Source organism: Bradyrhizobium acaciae, assembly GCF_020889785.1.
Taxonomy (GTDB): Bacteria; Pseudomonadota; Alphaproteobacteria; order Rhizobiales; family Xanthobacteraceae; genus Bradyrhizobium; species Bradyrhizobium acaciae.
The window spans coordinates 1-15,077 of the sequence record NZ_JACMYK010000166.1; the positions used below are offsets into that span (position 1 = coordinate 1).

Annotated in this window: 16 protein-coding genes and 1 pseudogene; 9 read left to right on the top strand and 8 right to left on the bottom strand. The window is 65.0% G+C overall.

The window, feature by feature from the left end; genetic code table 11:
* The 3 genes from H8A92_RS35350 to H8A92_RS35360 all read right to left on the bottom strand — a co-directional run.
* The coding region (locus H8A92_RS35350; RefSeq protein WP_229199950.1) for an FAD-dependent oxidoreductase at nt 1–559 on the bottom strand (559 nt) is incomplete at its 3' end.
* 339 nt (nt 560–898) lie between these two features.
* Nucleotides 899–2,416 carry an ABC-F family ATP-binding cassette domain-containing protein gene (locus H8A92_RS35355; RefSeq protein WP_229199951.1) on the bottom strand — a complete coding sequence of 506 codons (1,518 nt, stop codon included), beginning with the start codon at nt 2,414–2,416 and terminating at the stop codon, nt 899–901.
* A 356-nt stretch (nt 2,417–2,772) separates the two neighbouring features.
* The gene (locus tag H8A92_RS35360) at nt 2,773–5,460 is read right to left on the bottom strand and encodes a sensor domain-containing protein (protein ID WP_229199952.1); all 2,688 of its coding nucleotides are present in this window, start codon (nt 5,458–5,460) and stop codon (nt 2,773–2,775) included.
* A gap of 210 nt (nt 5,461–5,670) precedes the next feature.
* Between H8A92_RS35360 and H8A92_RS35365 the strand changes: the two genes are divergently transcribed.
* Nucleotides 5,671–6,813: an NAD(P)/FAD-dependent oxidoreductase gene (locus H8A92_RS35365; RefSeq protein ID WP_338026687.1), complete on the top strand. Its 1,143-nt coding sequence runs from the start codon at nt 5,671–5,673 to the stop codon at nt 6,811–6,813.
* 97 nt (nt 6,814–6,910) lie between these two features.
* On the opposite strand, the gene H8A92_RS35370 is transcribed toward H8A92_RS35365, so the two are convergent.
* On the bottom strand, nt 6,911–7,096 hold the full coding sequence (locus H8A92_RS35370) for a YdcH family protein (RefSeq protein WP_229199954.1): 186 nt from the start codon (nt 7,094–7,096) through the stop codon (nt 6,911–6,913).
* Nucleotides 7,097–7,219: 123 nt separating this feature from the next.
* On the bottom strand, nt 7,220–7,429 hold the full coding sequence (locus tag H8A92_RS35375; protein WP_163159645.1) for a hypothetical protein: 210 nt from the start codon (nt 7,427–7,429) through the stop codon (nt 7,220–7,222).
* Here H8A92_RS35375 and H8A92_RS35380 point away from each other — a divergent pair.
* The 3 genes from H8A92_RS35380 (at nt 7,337) to H8A92_RS35390 (ending at nt 8,245) form a co-directional block, all read left to right on the top strand.
* Complete coding sequence (locus H8A92_RS35380) at nt 7,337–7,543, top strand: YdcH family protein (protein WP_024583705.1); 207 nt, start codon at nt 7,337–7,339, stop codon at nt 7,541–7,543. The two genes, H8A92_RS35375 and H8A92_RS35380, sit on opposite strands and share 93 nt — an antisense overlap.
* 210 nt (nt 7,544–7,753) lie before the next feature.
* On the top strand, nt 7,754–7,975 hold the full coding sequence (locus H8A92_RS35385; RefSeq protein ID WP_229199955.1) for a hypothetical protein: 222 nt from the start codon (nt 7,754–7,756) through the stop codon (nt 7,973–7,975).
* A gap of 18 nt (nt 7,976–7,993) precedes the next feature.
* Nucleotides 7,994–8,245, top strand: a complete 252-nt coding sequence (locus tag H8A92_RS35390) for a hypothetical protein (protein ID WP_163159648.1) — start codon at nt 7,994–7,996, stop codon at nt 8,243–8,245.
* Here H8A92_RS35390 and H8A92_RS35395 read toward each other — a convergent pair.
* Nucleotides 8,209–9,045 (bottom strand): GGDEF domain-containing protein, encoded by an 837-nt coding sequence (locus H8A92_RS35395; RefSeq protein ID WP_229199956.1) that lies wholly within the window; start codon nt 9,043–9,045, stop codon nt 8,209–8,211. The two genes, H8A92_RS35390 and H8A92_RS35395, sit on opposite strands and share 37 nt — an antisense overlap.
* A gap of 145 nt (nt 9,046–9,190) precedes the next feature.
* Between H8A92_RS35395 and purE the strand changes: the two genes are divergently transcribed.
* Together purE and H8A92_RS35405 are read left to right on the top strand one after the other, a co-directional pair.
* The gene (gene purE / locus H8A92_RS35400; protein WP_229199957.1) at nt 9,191–9,679 is read left to right on the top strand and encodes a 5-(carboxyamino)imidazole ribonucleotide mutase; all 489 of its coding nucleotides are present in this window, start codon (nt 9,191–9,193) and stop codon (nt 9,677–9,679) included.
* Nucleotides 9,676–10,782, top strand: a complete 1,107-nt coding sequence (locus H8A92_RS35405; protein WP_229199958.1) for a 5-(carboxyamino)imidazole ribonucleotide synthase — start codon at nt 9,676–9,678, stop codon at nt 10,780–10,782. The genes purE and H8A92_RS35405 overlap by 4 nt, the downstream gene beginning before the upstream one ends.
* Before the next feature lie 102 nt (nt 10,783–10,884).
* Here H8A92_RS35405 and aqpZ read toward each other — a convergent pair whose 3' ends face one another.
* A complete protein-coding gene (aqpZ, locus tag H8A92_RS35410; RefSeq protein WP_229199959.1) occupies nt 10,885–11,607 on the bottom strand; it encodes an aquaporin Z in 723 nt (240 codons plus the stop codon).
* Between the two features lie 264 nt (nt 11,608–11,871).
* On the opposite strand from aqpZ, the gene rpsU reads away from it, so the two are divergent.
* The 3 genes from rpsU (at nt 11,872) to H8A92_RS35425 (ending at nt 14,525) form a co-directional block, all read left to right on the top strand.
* Nucleotides 11,872–12,168 carry a 30S ribosomal protein S21 gene (gene rpsU / locus H8A92_RS35415; RefSeq protein WP_163159653.1) on the top strand — a complete coding sequence of 99 codons (297 nt, stop codon included), beginning with the start codon at nt 11,872–11,874 and terminating at the stop codon, nt 12,166–12,168.
* A gap of 113 nt (nt 12,169–12,281) precedes the next feature.
* Nucleotides 12,282–12,941, top strand: a complete 660-nt coding sequence (locus H8A92_RS35420) for a tetratricopeptide repeat protein (protein WP_229199960.1) — start codon at nt 12,282–12,284, stop codon at nt 12,939–12,941.
* Nucleotides 12,942–13,355: 414 nt separating this feature from the next.
* Nucleotides 13,356–14,525 (top strand): tetratricopeptide repeat protein, encoded by a 1,170-nt coding sequence (locus H8A92_RS35425; RefSeq protein WP_229199961.1) that lies wholly within the window; start codon nt 13,356–13,358, stop codon nt 14,523–14,525.
* Between the two features lie 180 nt (nt 14,526–14,705).
* Here the strand turns inward: H8A92_RS35425 and H8A92_RS35430 are convergent.
* Nucleotides 14,706–15,077: pseudogene (locus tag H8A92_RS35430) on the bottom strand (hypothetical protein); the annotation flags it as partial.

Sequence of the window (15,077 nt, forward strand, 5' to 3'; positions counted from 1 at the left end):
TCAGCCGCCAGGTCTCGCCACGCTCGGCCCGGGTCACGCGCGCGCCGGTGCGGATATCGGCGCCGCGCGCCGCGGCATCGACCGCATTGAGCACCACGAGCCGGGAATCGTCGACGACGCAGTCGGAATATTCGAACGCGGTTCCGAACGGCCGCTTCAGCGCATTGCCGACTGGATGGTGCGTGACATCGAGCGTCGTCGAGCGCGGCAGGCCGCTGCGGGATGCCAACCGCTCGTAGAGCAGCAGCAACGTCCGCAATTGCCAGGGCGGCCGCTCCCCGGCATGCACGGGGATCGCGAAGCGCGCCGGCCGCACCAGGTGCGGCGCGATGCGCAGCAACACATCGCGTTCCCTGAGCATCCGACGAACGCGGAAGAACTCGCGCCGCTCCAGCCCGGCGAGATCGCCGTGGACCAGCCGTGGCGAGGCCTGCGAGGCGCCGGAGCCGAGATCGCCCTGCTCCAGCAGGATCACGCGGAGGCCGCGGCCGGCCGCGTCACGCGCAATGCTCGTGCCGTTGAGGCCACCGCCGATGATCGCGACGTCATAGTCCGCCATGCCCAACGCCTATCGCATTTGAATGCGAACGGAAGATGTGCTCGCACGAAAAATGCGTGACCGCGCCTAAAGCGCGATGAGATTAAGTTGAGCAGCGACCGCGACGCTGCGCTCCCTCTCCCCGTTCTTACGGGGAGAGGGGCCGTCTCCGCGTACACGGTGATAGCTGCATTTGCGGAGACTCCCCCTCACCCGGAACGCATCTAACGATGCGTCATAGCCGAAGCTCTGCTTCGGCGTTCTTGAGAACGGCCGCCGAAGGCGGCCTACGCCTCTCCCCGCACGCGGGGCGAGGTGAAGCGGGGTCCGCCGCGCGATTGGAGGCAAACTCATCTCGTTCTAGGTCGCCGATGCAAAGAAATGTTCCGGTCCATCGACCTCGATCAGCTTCCTGCCTTCGATCACCCAGAACCGATTGGCGACCGTCCGCACGAACTGCCGGTCGTGCGACACCAACAGGCAGCTGGCCTGCTGCTGCATCAGTTCCTCCTCCAGCGTCTCCTGGCCCTCGATGTCGAGGTGGTTGGTCGGCTCGTCGAGCAGATAGAAGTTCGGCTGGGTCAGCCGCAGCACCAGCATGCCGAGCCGGGCCTTCTGCCCGCCCGACAACTGCCCGATCGGGCGGCCCTGCATCTCGATCGAGAGGCCGGCACCGGCGAGCAGGCCGCGCGCACGCTGATCACCGACCTCGAAGCGCCGCGTCAGCATCCGCATCGGCGTGTCGCTATCTGCGAGATCGGCCAACGCCTGATCGCAATAGCCGAGCACCAGCGACTCGGTGGCCCTGATTTCGGCCATTGCCGCCGCCGGGCGCTCGATCGCCAGCCGCAGCGCCGCGACGAACCGGGTCTTGCCGGCGCCGTTCGGCCCGAGCAGCGCGATCCGGTCGCCCTTGCAGATGAACTGCTGGCTGATCCTGAACAGCGGCCTGCCGTCGGGCGTGGCGATCGCGGCGTCATTCAGCCGGATCAGAACCTTGGCATGGGTGTCGCGGTTGGCGAGCCTGATCGTGCCGGCCGAGCGTTCCATGTGCGCCGGTTTCGCGGCCTCCTCCAGTCTCTCGGCGCGCTGCTTCAGCTGCCTGGTCTTCGACAGCAGAAGGTCGCTGCCGGAATTGATGCCGAGATTGTTGAGCTTCGCGGCCTGCTGCCGGAGTTGCCGGACGGCCTTCATGTCGCGCTGATAGCGCCGCTCGTCCGAGGCATCGAATTCGTCGACCGCCGCGCGCGCCGCGCTGTAGGGCAACGCGAACAGCTGCGACCGTTCCGGGCGCAGGAACAGCGTCCGGTTGGTGGTCGCGTCGAGAAAGGCGCGATCGTGGCTTGCGATCACCACCGGCATCTCGCGCGGCAGCCCATTCAGCCAGGCCTCGAGCCGGCCGATCTTGGCGAGGTCGAGATGGTTGGTCGGCTCGTCGAGCAGCAGCACATCGGGCTCGGTCACCAGCACGCGGGCGAGCAGCGCAAGCCGCAGCCAGCCGCCGCTCAATTGCTTCAGCGGTCGCGCCCACAGCTCCTCGGGCACCTCGAGCGATTGCAGGGCGACGTCGACCCGCCAGCTCTCGCTCTCGCGTTGCCCAGCAGGAAGCGCCTCGAGCACGGCGGCATGGAACGGCGTATCCATGAGCCTTACCGGCGCATCCTGCTCGACATGGCCGACGGTCAGTCCGCGGGAGCGGGCGATGTCGCCTTCATTGGGCTCCATGCTGCCTGCGATACAGCGCAGCAGCGTGGACTTGCCGCGGCCGTTGGCGGCCACGAGCCCGATCCGATCGCCGGCATTGACGACGAAATTCAGTTCGGAAAACAGCGGCGCGTTCAGCGTCACGCCGAGATTGCGGACATTGATGAGGGTCACGATCAAGTCTCTGGTCTTGCCGGCAATCACGGCATCATCCCGAGGCATCCAGCCATCATGGGATGTGCGTGTCGAAGCGCGGCGAGGGATTTAAGTGCAGGCGCGAACGCTCAAACGTTCGACGCCGCACGGCCACGAAGGGCAGACCAGGAAGAGATTTTAGCCGAGTTTCCGGTCAGCCCTGCAAACGCATTTGCAGGGCGTTGACGGGGCCACGCTTGAGATGGGGATCGCTAGATCTCGCCACGACGCAGCCCTCCTTTCTCGGCCGAAATGATGTGGTGGTTCGACGGTAACCGGACGTGCAAGGGATGGCAAGCACGGCCGACCGGGCCGATCCGACGGTTCAGGCCGATTTACCCGGCTCTGCGCACGGTTTCGGCAAGCCGGTCGCCGCCGACCAGCGCGGCAAATTGACCGATCGGGGCCGGCCGGCCGATCAGATAGCCCTGCACCGCGTCGCAGCCCTCTTCGGCGAGGAAGCCGAGTTGCGCCTCGGTCTCGACGCCTTCGGCGACGATCGACATTTCGAGGCCGTGTCCGAGATCGATGACCGCGCGCACGATCGCGGCCGATTGCGGATTGCGGCCGAGATTGATGACGAAGGCGCGGTCGATCTTGATCTTGTCGAACGGAAACGCCTGCAGGTAGCTCAGCGAGGAATAGCCGCTGCCGAAATCGTCCATCGAGATGCGGACGCCGAGCGCCTTCAGCCGCCGCAGCAGCGACAGGCCGCGGTCGAAATCCTCGATCAGCACGCCTTCGGTGATTTCCAGCTCGAGCCGGTCGGGCGTCAGCCCGGTCTCGAGCAGGATCGAATGGACCAGGCCGACGAGGTCGCCATGGGTGAATTGCGCGGGCGACAGGTTCACCGCGATCTGCATCGGAACGGCCCAGGAGGCCGCCTCCCGGCAGGCTTCGCGCAGGATCCATTCGCCCATCTCGACGATCAGGCCGCTTTCTTCCGCGAGCGGAATGAAGTCGCTCGGCGGCACGAAGCCGCGCACCGGATGGTGCCAGCGCGCCAGCGCCTCGAAACCGATGATCTGGCTGCTCGCCACGCTCCCGCCCGCTGCCGCCTGCGGCTGGTAGTAGAGCGACAATTCGCCGTTCTTGATCGCGACCGACAGTTCCTGGTGCAGCACGCGGCGATCGCGGATCTGCTGGTCCATCTCAGGCTCGAAGATCGAGATCGTGCCGCGCGACTTCGCCTTGGCGCGGAACAGCGCCGCGCCGGAATTGGCCAGCAGCGAGGCCGCGTCGGACCCATTGTGCGGGAACACAGCGATCCCGGCGGTCAGCCCGGTCCGCACCGACTTGCCGTCGATCGCGAAGTCCTGCCCGAGCGCCTCGGCGGCCTGCTCGGCCAGCGCGATGCCGGCGGCGGGTTGCTTGCCGTCGATGATGAGGCCGAATTCGTCGCCGGACAGCCGCGCCACCACGCCGCCGCGCGCCACGTTCTGCAAGCGCTGTGCGACTTCGATCAGCACCTTGTCGCCCATCGCATGGCCGTAGGCGTCGTTGATCTCCTTCAGCCCGTCGAGGTCGACGCAGAGCACCGCGAACTCCTCGTCGGTGCCGTCGCAAGCCTCGATCATCTGGGTCAGCGCCTGCAGGAAGGCGGCGCGGTTCGGCAGATCGGTCAGGCCGTCATGATAGGCCATGTGCGCCATGCGCGACTCGGTCTGGCGCCGGTCGGTGACGTCCTCATGGGTCTTGATCAGATATTGCGGCTCGCCATGGTCGTCGAGCACGGTCATGCGGCGGGTCAGGAACAGCCGCAGGCCGTCCTTGGTCGAGATCGGATGCTCCTCGGCGATCATGCTGCGCTTCCTGATCGCAGCCTCGTCGCGGGCGACGATCAGCTTGGCTTCGCGCGCGTTGAAGATGTCGGAAGCGGTGAGACCGGCGGCGTCCTCGCGGCGGCGATTGAGGATGGTCTCGGCGCTGCGGTTGGCCAGGAGGTAGCGGCCGTCGGTGACGCGCTGCACGATCAGCGAGACCGGGATGTTGTCGACCACGAGCTCGAGGAATTTCTTGTTGTTCTCGAGCTCGCGCGACAGCGAGCGGCGGTCGGTGACGTCCTCGAACAATGCGATCAGGAATTCCGGCTCGCCGGCTTCGTTGCGGGCGATCACCCGGTTGGACGCCAGGATGCGCTTCTCCGAGCCGCGTTCGACGAAGAACTCGCTGCGGTGATAGCCTTCCGGCGCGTCCAGCGCCGCGCGGTCGGCGGTGTCGATGCTGAGCGCGGTCTCGGGGCGGAATATCTCGTCGGCGCGCTTGCCGACGATGTGATCGCGCGAGAACCGCGAGAAGCGCTCGAACGCGCGGTTGGCGAAGATGTAGCGGCCGTCCTCGATGTTCTTGGCCGCGACGCAGACCGGGACGTTGTCGAGCACCGACTCCAGGAATTGCGTGGTCGAGGCGAGCTTGCGCGACAGCTTGCGCTGGTCGGTGCAATCGAGATGGGTCGCGACCGAGCCGCCGTTCGGCAGCGGAAAATATTTCACCAGCACCGACCTGCCGCCCGGCAGCTCGGTGATCAGCCCCTCGGGCAAAGCGGCCCGGGCAAAGAAGTCCTCGGCGCTGACGTCGAGCACGCCGCGGTCGCGGCGCAGCTCCAGCAGCTCGGTGCCGGTCATGTTGCGCCTGATATCGGAACGCGACAGGCCGTAGATGTCGAGATAGCGGTCGTTGCAGAACACGATGCGCTCGCGCGCATCGGTCATCACCACGCCCTGGTTCAGATGGTTGAGGGCCGACGACACGAAGGCGTTGCGCCGCAATTGCGCGCGCTTGGCCTTGCGCAGGGCCGAGAGGACCCAGAGCCCGATCGCGCCGAGAAAGGACGCGACCACCACGCTCCCGATCAGGAGCTCCCAGACCACGCCGGGATCGAGGTCACCGAGATAGGTCGACGGCGCGAAGGCATCGGAGGCGGCCCGGGCCGCACCGTGCGGCACGACGGCAGCGATCAGGCAAAGCACGGCCCTTGCCGGAATCGAATTCTTCCCGCCCGCCTGCCACTTCCTGCCAGCCATCGATCACCCGAAGATTTCTCGGGCGAGTGTCCGGCTCCGGCGGTTTGGATCGGGTAAACGCGTACTGATGCAACTGGACAATGCGACTTAATTCACGGCAATTGCCCTGACATGATTAATGCTCCACTAACGAGGCATGGCTCCCCGACTATTTGAGATGGCCCAAGCACTTGCAGAAAGCGATCGGATCGGCTGAACGATGTTGGCGGCATCGTTGCTGCGCGGAAATGTGCGGACCTGAAGGACGAGATGGACAGGGTTGATTGCGTGATCGTCGGTGCGGGGGTGATCGGCCTCGCCGTGGCGCGGAGGCTGGCACAGGCCGGCCGCGAAGTGATTGTGATCGAAGAGACTGAGGCGATCGGCACGGTGACCTCGTCACGCAACAGCGAGGTGATCCATGCCGGCATCTACTACCGCGCCGGCAGCCTGATGGCGCGGATGTGCGTCAGCGGCAAGCGGGCGCTCTACCGCTACTGCGCCGAGCACGGCATTCCGCACAGGAATTGCGGCAAGCTGATCGTCGCCACCACACCTGCGGAGACCGAAAAGCTGCAGTCGATCCGCGCCCATGCCGCGGCGAATGGCGTCGACGACATGCAGCTGTTGTCGGGCGAGGCGGCACGCGCGCTCGAGCCGGCGCTGAACTGCGACGCGGCGCTGCTGTCGCCCTCCACCGGGATCATCGACAGCCATGCCTACATGCTGGCGCTCCGCGGCGACGCCGAGGCAGCCGGAGCGGCCTTCGCCTTCCACACACCGCTGCTCCACGCCAGGGTCACCGCTGACGGGTTCGAGATCGAGGCCGGCGGTGCGGCGCCGATGACGCTCGCCTGCGACCTGCTGGTCAACGCCGCCGGCCTCGGCGCAACGGCGGTCGCGCGCAGCATCGAGGGCATGCCGATCGAATTGATTCCAACGGCATATCTGGCCAAGGGCAATTATTTCAGCTGCAGCGCCAAGGCGCCGTTCTCGCACCTGATCTATCCGGTGCCCGAGCCGGGCGGGCTCGGCGTCCACCTGACGCTCGACATGGCCGGACAGGCGCGGTTCGGCCCCGACGTCGAGTGGATCGATCACATCGACTATGCCGTCGACCCTGATCGGGCCGAGCGGTTCTATCCGGCGATCCGGAAATACTGGCCGACCCTGCCGGATGGGGCACTGATGCCGAGCTATTCGGGAATCCGGCCCAAAATCGTGCCGCCGGCGGTCGCGACCCAGGACTTCCTGATCCAGGGCCCGGCCGATCACGGCGTCGCCGGGCTGATCAACCTGTTCGGGATCGAGTCCCCCGGACTGACGTCATCGCTCGCTGTCGCCGACCACGTCGGCGAGCTGGCAGGGCGCTGATACAGCTTGGCAAACGCAGCATGACCTCCCGGGGGATGCGCGCCACGGCGTTCATCCCTCGGTGAAAGGTCAGGATTATTTGCTGATTTACGGGGACCTAGTGGACCGTGTCGCCGGCGGAAAGTCTCAACCGCTCGATCTGATCCTTGACCATCAGCTTGCGGCGCTTCAGCTCGCAAATATGCAGGTCGTCTACGGAGGGGTGAACGAGTGCTTCGTGCAGTTCGTTCTCGAGTATTTTGTGTTTACGCTCCAGCTCAACGAGATGGGCCTGTATTGCCATTGCGAACACTCCTCGGTGCGTTAAACCTCAGGTTCGATCCGGACCAACAAGTGTACACGAGTGGATTGGGCTGTCGATAGGAGAAGCGATATGCCGCAGGAACGCATTTCGGTTTATCTGTAACTAATCGTGACTGTGGAACCGGTTCGGCTTGCGCGGCGCGCGCGCAGGGAGGATATTCCGGTAAGCGGCTGCTTCGGCCGCAACAACCTCGTCGTGCTTACCAGTTAATACACAACCATGAACGATCAGGATGAGCGTGAACTCCTCGCCGAGCTTGCGCGTCTGCAACAAGAGCACCGCGACCTCGATGCCGCGATCGACGCGTTGCATCAGTCGCCAGCGCCGGATCTCCTGATGCTGCAACGCTTGAAGAAGCGGAAGCTGCAATTGCGCGATCGCATCGCCTTCATCGAAGACCAGATCACGCCCGACATCATCGCCTGACGCGCCGGCGGTTGCGCACGCCTCGCGGTTCGCCGGCCGAGGTTCAGCTCGGCCCCGTGGTTTTCCCCGTCATCCACAGCGCCTCGCCGGCATCACGCCGGGCTTCACGTTCGCGGCAACGGATGCGCGGGTGGTGATGCACGCTTGACTCCTTTAGAACAAAAAGAGAACATATCCATCCAGCCGCCTGCCATCCGAGGGAGTTCCGCCATGTCCGCACCGCCTTCCCTGCCCGAGCACAGCCATTACGAGAAGGCCTGCGATCAGGCGATCGCGATGTGCGACGGCAACCTGCGCAGCACCATCAAGGCGCTGATCATGGCCAACGAATATCTGGAAGCCGAGCTCGAGGAATTGCAGGCCGCGATTACCGCCGGCTGCGTACCGGCGCGAACCCAGGTAGCGAGCGACGCGGCGAGCGACGCCGCCTGATCTCAAGGGGAGCAAGCAATGACCGACGTGACCTATTACGTGGCACTGCCCTTCATGCAGGACGACGACGGCTCGCCGGTCGCCGGCAGCGCCGAGGAATGTCAGAGCTCGGCGATCGCACTGCGCCGGGCGGAGACCATGTCGCGGATGCCGGGCAGCATCGGCGCCGTCGCGTTCAGCCGCACCGGCGATCCAGCGATCGGCGAATTCGGCGATGCCAAGCTGTTGCGCGCCTACGGCAATGTGCCTGAAGACCTGAGCGCGCTGTAACCTCCAGGATCCTCTGGAATCCCTTGGGAGTCATGACGCCGCTGCGCCTTGCGCACATACATCGCACGGTCGGCCTCATCGAGAACCCGATCGGCATCGGAATGCGCGGTGAGGATCGCAACGCCCGCCGAGGCGCCGGCGGAGACCCGGCTGCCGCGGAACACGAAGGTCAGGCGATCGATCGCTTCTTCCAGCGCAGCCGCCTTGGCGCGCGCGTCGATCTCGCTGAGATTCCACAACAGCACCGCAAACTCGTCACCGCCGAGACGGCCGATCACGTCAGAGGCGCGCACCTGGTCCGAGATCGCGGCAACGATCGCCTTCAGCACCTCGTCGCCAGCCGCGTGCCCGAAGGCATCGTTGATCGGCTTGAGGCGGTCGACGTCGAGCACGATCAACGCGCCGGAGGCCTGGTAGCGCTTGATGAAGGACAGCGAACGGATGAGCTCGCGTTCGAAGCCGCGCCGGTTCAGGATGTCGAGCAGGAAATCGGTCTCGGACGAGGCTTGCAGCTCCTCGATCCGGGCCTGCGCCCGTGCCAGCTGCGCCCGCAACCTGCGGATCGTGGATTTGTCGCTGGGCGCTACCGCGCCGCGGGTCGAAGCCTTGGCTCCAGCCGCTTTGGCTCCAGCGCCTTTGGTTCCAGTCCCCTTGGTTCCGGCCGCTTGGGTTCCAGCTCTTTTGGTTCCGGTTCTCTTGGTTCCGGTTCTGCCCGGTGCGGATTTACGCGCCGCCGGCGCGCCTTTCCGTCGCTTTGCGGCTCCGGAGGCGGCCGCCGTCGTCTTCTTCTTCATGCGCATCCTTGTTGAGGCCTGCTTATGAAGGCTTGCCGGGATTCACCAAGACAGGATAGTCCATTCTAACTCCCTTGCCACGCCTTGGATGAGAACCGGGCCGCCCCTATAATCGGCCTATGCTTTTGGATTCCTGAACAGAATTGAAGAGATGACCGCTCCGATCGCCATCATCATGGGAAGCCAGTCCGACTGGGAAACCATGCGCCATGCTGCCGAGACCCTGGCTGTGCTGGGTGTCGCCTGCGAAACGCGCATCGTTTCGGCCCACCGCACCCCGGATCGGCTCTATGCCTTCGCCAAGGGCGCCAAGGCGGCCGGCCATAAGGTGATCATTGCCGGCGCCGGCGGTGCCGCGCATCTGCCGGGCATGACGGCCGCGCTGACGGAGCTTCCGGTGTTCGGGGTTCCCGTCGAATCGAAGGCGCTGTCCGGCGTCGATTCGCTCTATTCGATCGTGCAGATGCCCGCCGGCATCCCGGTCGGGACGCTCGCGATCGGCAAGGCCGGCGCGATCAATGCCGCGTTGCTCGCGGCGAGCGTGCTCGCGCTCAACGATCCCGCTTTGGCGCTTCGGCTTGCGGCCTGGCGCAAGCAGCAGACCGATGCGGTCACGGAGCATCCGGAGGGCACGGCGTGACGGCTTCGAACCTCGTGAAGCTGAAGCCGGGCGACACCATTGGAATCCTCGGCGGCGGACAATTGGGCCGGATGCTGGCGATGGCCGCAGCGCGCCTCGGGCTGCGCTGCCAGGTGTTTTCGCCCGATCCGGATTCGCCGGCCTTCGACGTGGTGCAGGGTGCGACCTGCGCGGAATATGCCGACGTCGAGGCGCTCGAACTGTTCGCCAACGATGTCGACGTCGTTACCTATGAATTCGAGAACGTTCCGGCCGCGACCGCGATGGTGCTCGCCGCGCGCCGCCCGGTGCTGCCCGCGTACAAGATCCTCGAGACCACGCAGGACCGGCTGATCGAGAAGGATTTCGTCAGCAAGCTCGGCATCGGCACCGCCGATTATGCCGACGTTTCCTCGGTCGCCACGCTGCGCACCGCGATCGAACGCATCGGCCTGCCGGCGGTGATCAAGACCCGCCGCTTCGGCTATGACGGCAAGGGCCAGGCCATCATCCGCCAAGGCGATGACATCGAGCAGGTCTGGGACGATCTCGGCACCAAGTCGGCGATCCTCGAGGCCTTCGTGCCGTTCGAGCGCGAGATCTCGGTGATCGCGGCCCGCTCCGCCTCCGGCGACGTCGAATGCTTCGACGTCACCGAGAACGAGCACCGCGACCATATTCTGAAGATCTCCCGCGCGCCGGCCGCGATTCCCGAGGAGCTCGCCGCACAGGCGCGCGCGATCGCCGAAGAGATCGCCACTGCGCTCGACTATGTCGGCGTGCTTGCGGTGGAGCTGTTCGTGGTGCCCGGCAATGGCGGCAAAGCGACGGTGCTGGTCAACGAGATCGCGCCGCGCGTGCACAATTCCGGCCACTGGACGCTGGACGGCGCCTCGATCTCACAGTTCGAGCAGCACATCCGCGCGATCGCCGGCTGGCCGCTGGGCAAGCCGGTGCGCCACGGCGAGGTCACCATGACCAACCTGATCGGCGACGACATCCTGAGTTACGAGCAGTGGCTCACCGTTCCCGGCGCCACCGTGCATCTGTACGGCAAGGGCACGCCGCGCCCCGGCCGCAAGATGGGGCACGTCACCGAAGTGACGCCGGCCCGCAAACCGTAATTCGACCGAAGCGCGATGAGATTTCGTCGCGCTTCAGTGCCGTCGTTTGAGCTTCGCATCGATGGAAAATGGGATCGTGGCAGCCACGACCCCATTCGCAGATCACGCAGTCTTGACGCCGGCGACGACGCCGGCCGGCTCGTCGCTGAGCCAGCGATAGATCACGCCGCCGAGCGCACCGCCGATCAAGGGCGCGACCCAGAACATCCAGAGCTGCCCCAGCGCCCAGCCACCGACGAACAGCGCCGGTCCGGTGCTGCGCGCCGGGTTCACCGAGGTGTTGGTGACGGGAATGCTGACGAGATGGATCATCACCAGTGCAAGGCCGATGGCGAGCGGCGCGAAGCCGGCCGGCGCCTTGCCGTGGGTCGATCCCATGATGATGAACAGGAACATCATGGTCATCACGACCTCGGTGATGAAGCACGCCACCATGCTGTAATGGCCCGGTGAGTGCGCGTCATAGCCGTTGGAGGCGAAGCCCTTGGTGACATCGAAGCCGGGCGCACCGCTCGCGATCACATAGAGCAACCAGGCCGCGACGATCGCGCCGGCGACCTGCGCGATGATGTAAGGCAGCACCTGACCACCCGGGAAACGCCCACCCGCAGCAAGCCCAACCGTCACGGCCGGATTGAGGTGGCAACCCGAGATATGGCCGATCGCATAGGCCATGGTCACCACGCTCAGCCCGAAGGCCAATGACACGCCGACCAGGCCGATCCCGACCTGCGGAAAGCCGGCTGCGATCACCGCGCTGCCGCAGCCCGCGAATGTGAGCCAGAACGTACCGATCAGCTCGGCCGCGTATTTCTTCATCTCCATGTGGCATCTCCCCTATTTCCAATGTCCGGGTTATCAGAAACTCCGGGAGCGGCCTCGATCCTGGCGCCAAACCACCCAAATCAGGGCCGCACAAAGGCATTTTCGCCCCATTTCGTGGCTTTACTAGGCCCGAAAGTCACTCGACCGGTGGACATCTGCGCGTTTGTCTGATACATGCGCGCGCCTAGGGTTAAGAAGCAGGCCTTTTGCCGCCCCTTTACCTTGCCAGAATTCCGAACCGATCAATTCAAAAGAGGATGCCGCGTGCAGGTTCTCGTCCGCGATAACAATGTCGACCAAGCCCTGAAGGCGCTGAAGAAGAAGATGCAGCGCGAGGGCATTTTCCGCGAGATGAAGCTCCGCGGTCACTACGAAAAGCCCTCTGAGAAGAAGGCTCGCGAAAAGGCTGAAGCCGTGCGCCGCGCGCGCAAGCTGGCCCGCAAGAAGCTGCAGCGTGAAGGCCTGCTGCCGATGAAGCCGAAGCCGGTGTTCGGCGCTGGTCCCGGTGGCGACCGCGGCGGCCGTCCCGGTGGTGCAGGCGCCAGTCGCGGCCCCCGCTGAACCGTTTTGCCGATCTGAAAGTCTAACAGCGCGGGCCACGGGCCCGCGTTGTCGTTTTGAAGCAAGCCGCGTTCCGGGGATCCCATGCAAAACCACCGGCAAGAGCATTTTGCATGAAGGTTGCTCCGGCACCCCGTCCCCCGTTCCTCGAACCAGCGCACCGCCGTCGCGCGCAGCAACTCGTCATCGTTGCGATGGTCTTCGGCCTGCCGCTCGGCGGATGCTCCTTCGACCTGGGATCATGGGGCTCGGACGACAAGCCGAAACCGGCCGTCACCGCCGACAAGCCGGCAGCCGATGCCATCACGCCGCAGGACATCAACAGCGCCAGGGATCACGCCACGCGCGGCCAGGTGCTGGTGCATTCCGGCAAGCTCGACGAGGCGCTGGCGGAGTTCGAGCAGGCGCTGACGACCGATCCCTACAACATCCAGGCACTCTACGGCCGTGGCCTGATCTATCAGGGCCGCGGACAGCATCAGCAGGCGATCGACGATTTCACGGCGGCCAGCGGGCTGTCGCCGCAGAAGGCCGAGCCGCTGGTCGGCCGCGCCACCAGCTATCTCGCGCTCGACAAGGCCAGGCAGGCCGCCACCGACCTCGACGAGGCCGTGCAGGCCGATCCCAACAACGTTGCGGCGTGGAGCGCCCGCGGCCAAGCCTATGAGCGGCTCGGCGACAAGGCCAAGGCGGCGGCGTCCTACAACCGCGCGCTCGCGCTGCGGCCCAGCGACGGCAACGCGCGCAGCGGGCTGGCGCGCACTGGCGGTTAAAGCATGATCCGGAAAAGTGCGAAGCGGTTTTCCGAGAAGATCTAAAGCCTGGTGAGATCAGGTTGAGCTGCAACGGCGTCGAAAGTTCACCTCTCCCGCGCAACTCGGGTGGACCCGGGTCGCGCGGGAGAGGTGAACCAGGACCGCGCCAAGGTGATTCAACCGAAGCTCACTCATCCGCTTAGGGCGCGTACTCGTAAATTCGTCGCGTCCGCTCTTGTCCCCGAAGCTGACGTTGAAACCGACGTAGCTGCATGTCGGCCTCGCGCCATGAGCCGACAATGGTAGGCGACAAACACTCTTCCTATCACGCGATCAGCCAGTGTATGCGCTACAAGCACCATTCAGAGCCTAGCGTCGTCAGTGTGCCCCGGATAGATTGCCAACAATCTTCCCTTACGAGACGGAGTCGCTGTGCGGTTGCTTTTGCTGGCGGTTTTCCTTGCCGCGACGTCGCCGGCACTCGCCAGGTATGTGGGGGTGCAAGTAGAGCGGGTCCCCGTCGCCAGGCTCATCGAGAACCTTGAGAAGATCGCCAAGGACAATCCTGCGAACGTCGAGGCGTTGCTGAACCTTGGTCGTGCGCATGGCATGGCTTACGCTCAGAAGTCCGACCCGCTGATGGTACCGAAGGCTTACCATGGCATGCAGCCGCCGGCCGTTTCTTTCACGACGGTAACGACGACCGCTGACCCCGCTGTGAGGGCCGCCTCCCAGGCGCATCTGGAAGCCGCGTTGAAGGCGTACGAGCAGGCATTGGAATTGGACAAGGATAACCTTGTCATCCAGCTCGGCCTCGCCTGGCTAACCGAGCAGATCGGCCGGAAGGACGATGCGGTGAAGCAATATCGAACGATCGCAGCCGGCGCATGGGAGAAGGAAAAGGACCTGACGATGGTTGGTTTGGGCGGGCAGACCCTGACCGGCGAAGTCGTCTCTTACCTTGTCCCGCTTCTCGACGCCGAGAAGGACAAGCGCGAGATCGAGACGCTGAAGGATCACGTCGCCACCTTGGGAAAGCTGCCATATCCGATCACTCCCATCGCTGTGCCGCTGGCAGATGGGCTCACGATCAGCGACATCGAAGCACCCGACGCGCGGGTGACGTTCGACGTGGACGGCAGCGGGCTGGGTCGCGAATGGAGCTGGATTACCTCCAAAGCTGCCTGGCTTGTCAGCGACCTGAAGTTCGATGGCAAAATCGACAGCGGCCGGCAACTGTTCGGCAACGTCACATTCTGGATGTTTTGGACCAACGGATACGCAGCACTGGCCGCACTCGACGACGACCGCGACGGTATCTTGACCGGCAAGGAACTGGCCGGCCTCGCCCTGTGGCGCGATGCCAACGGTGACGGCGTGGCCGACCCCGGAGAAGTCAAGTCGCTTTCGGCTTATGGCATCGTCGCCATCTCGTGCAAATGGCAGACGCTGAACACGAACGCGGACAAGGTCGCCTTCAGCCCGAACGGCGTGGTGTTCCAGGATGGGAAGACACGGCCCAGCTTCGACCCGGTCTTGAAGGCGCGGCTTGGCTCCCAAGCCATGTTTCGTGCGCCAAATGCTTCGGGGAACAGCCCCTAAACGCGCATGTGTTCGCTATGGTTGAGCGGTAGGCTCAACTTCCGTTGTGGGGTCAAAAGCCGCCCTTGGCGGCCACACCGGGCGACTTCCGCTTTATTGCCGCAAGCCGACGTTTATGGGTACACGACCTGGCTTATCGACTTACTCGGCAGGCTTAGGCAGGGCTTACTTCTGCAGGCCTTACTTCGGCAGGACGGCGTGGAACATCGACTTCATGCCTGAGAACATGTCGTCGGTCACCGAGGTGTGGTCGTTCTTCGGCGCAGCCATTGTCGCGTCGGCGCGCAGGTCGAGCGGTGCCTGGATCACCGGCACCGGAATGTCTGCCGGCGGTGTCAGCCGGTTCGAATCCTGCGCATTGGCGGCGGCGTAGGGCGGACGCTGCTGCGAGGATTGATCGACGCTCTCAGTGGACGGGTTCGACACCATGATCGGCGGCGGCAACGGCCGGATCGCCGACTGCGCCGCCGGACGCTGCGCCTCGGGCAGGCGGGCGAGATCGGTGCGCGTCGCCTCCTGGGCGCGCGCGGCCTCCTGCGGACGCTCCTTGCG

Excerpts from the sequence above, each read along its gene's own strand:
- purE (WP_229199957.1), top strand. The coding sequence starts at position 9,191 with ATGACCGCTCCGATCGCCATCATCATGGGAAGCCAGTCCGACTGGGAA.
- H8A92_RS35375 (WP_163159645.1), bottom strand. The coding sequence starts at position 7,429 with ATGCAACGCGTCGATCGCGGCATCGAGGTCGCGGTGCTCTTGTTGCAG.
- H8A92_RS35360 (WP_229199952.1), bottom strand. The coding sequence starts at position 5,460 with ATGGCTGGCAGGAAGTGGCAGGCGGGCGGGAAGAATTCGATTCCGGCA.
- H8A92_RS35420 (WP_229199960.1), top strand. The coding sequence starts at position 12,282 with ATGAAGGTTGCTCCGGCACCCCGTCCCCCGTTCCTCGAACCAGCGCAC.
- H8A92_RS35385 (WP_229199955.1), top strand. The coding sequence starts at position 7,754 with ATGTCCGCACCGCCTTCCCTGCCCGAGCACAGCCATTACGAGAAGGCC.
- aqpZ (WP_229199959.1), bottom strand. The coding sequence starts at position 11,607 with ATGGAGATGAAGAAATACGCGGCCGAGCTGATCGGTACGTTCTGGCTC.
- H8A92_RS35380 (WP_024583705.1), top strand. The coding sequence starts at position 7,337 with ATGAACGATCAGGATGAGCGTGAACTCCTCGCCGAGCTTGCGCGTCTG.
- H8A92_RS35390 (WP_163159648.1), top strand. The coding sequence starts at position 7,994 with ATGACCGACGTGACCTATTACGTGGCACTGCCCTTCATGCAGGACGAC.
- H8A92_RS35370 (WP_229199954.1), bottom strand. The coding sequence starts at position 7,096 with ATGGCAATACAGGCCCATCTCGTTGAGCTGGAGCGTAAACACAAAATA.
- H8A92_RS35395 (WP_229199956.1), bottom strand. The coding sequence starts at position 9,045 with ATGCGCATGAAGAAGAAGACGACGGCGGCCGCCTCCGGAGCCGCAAAG.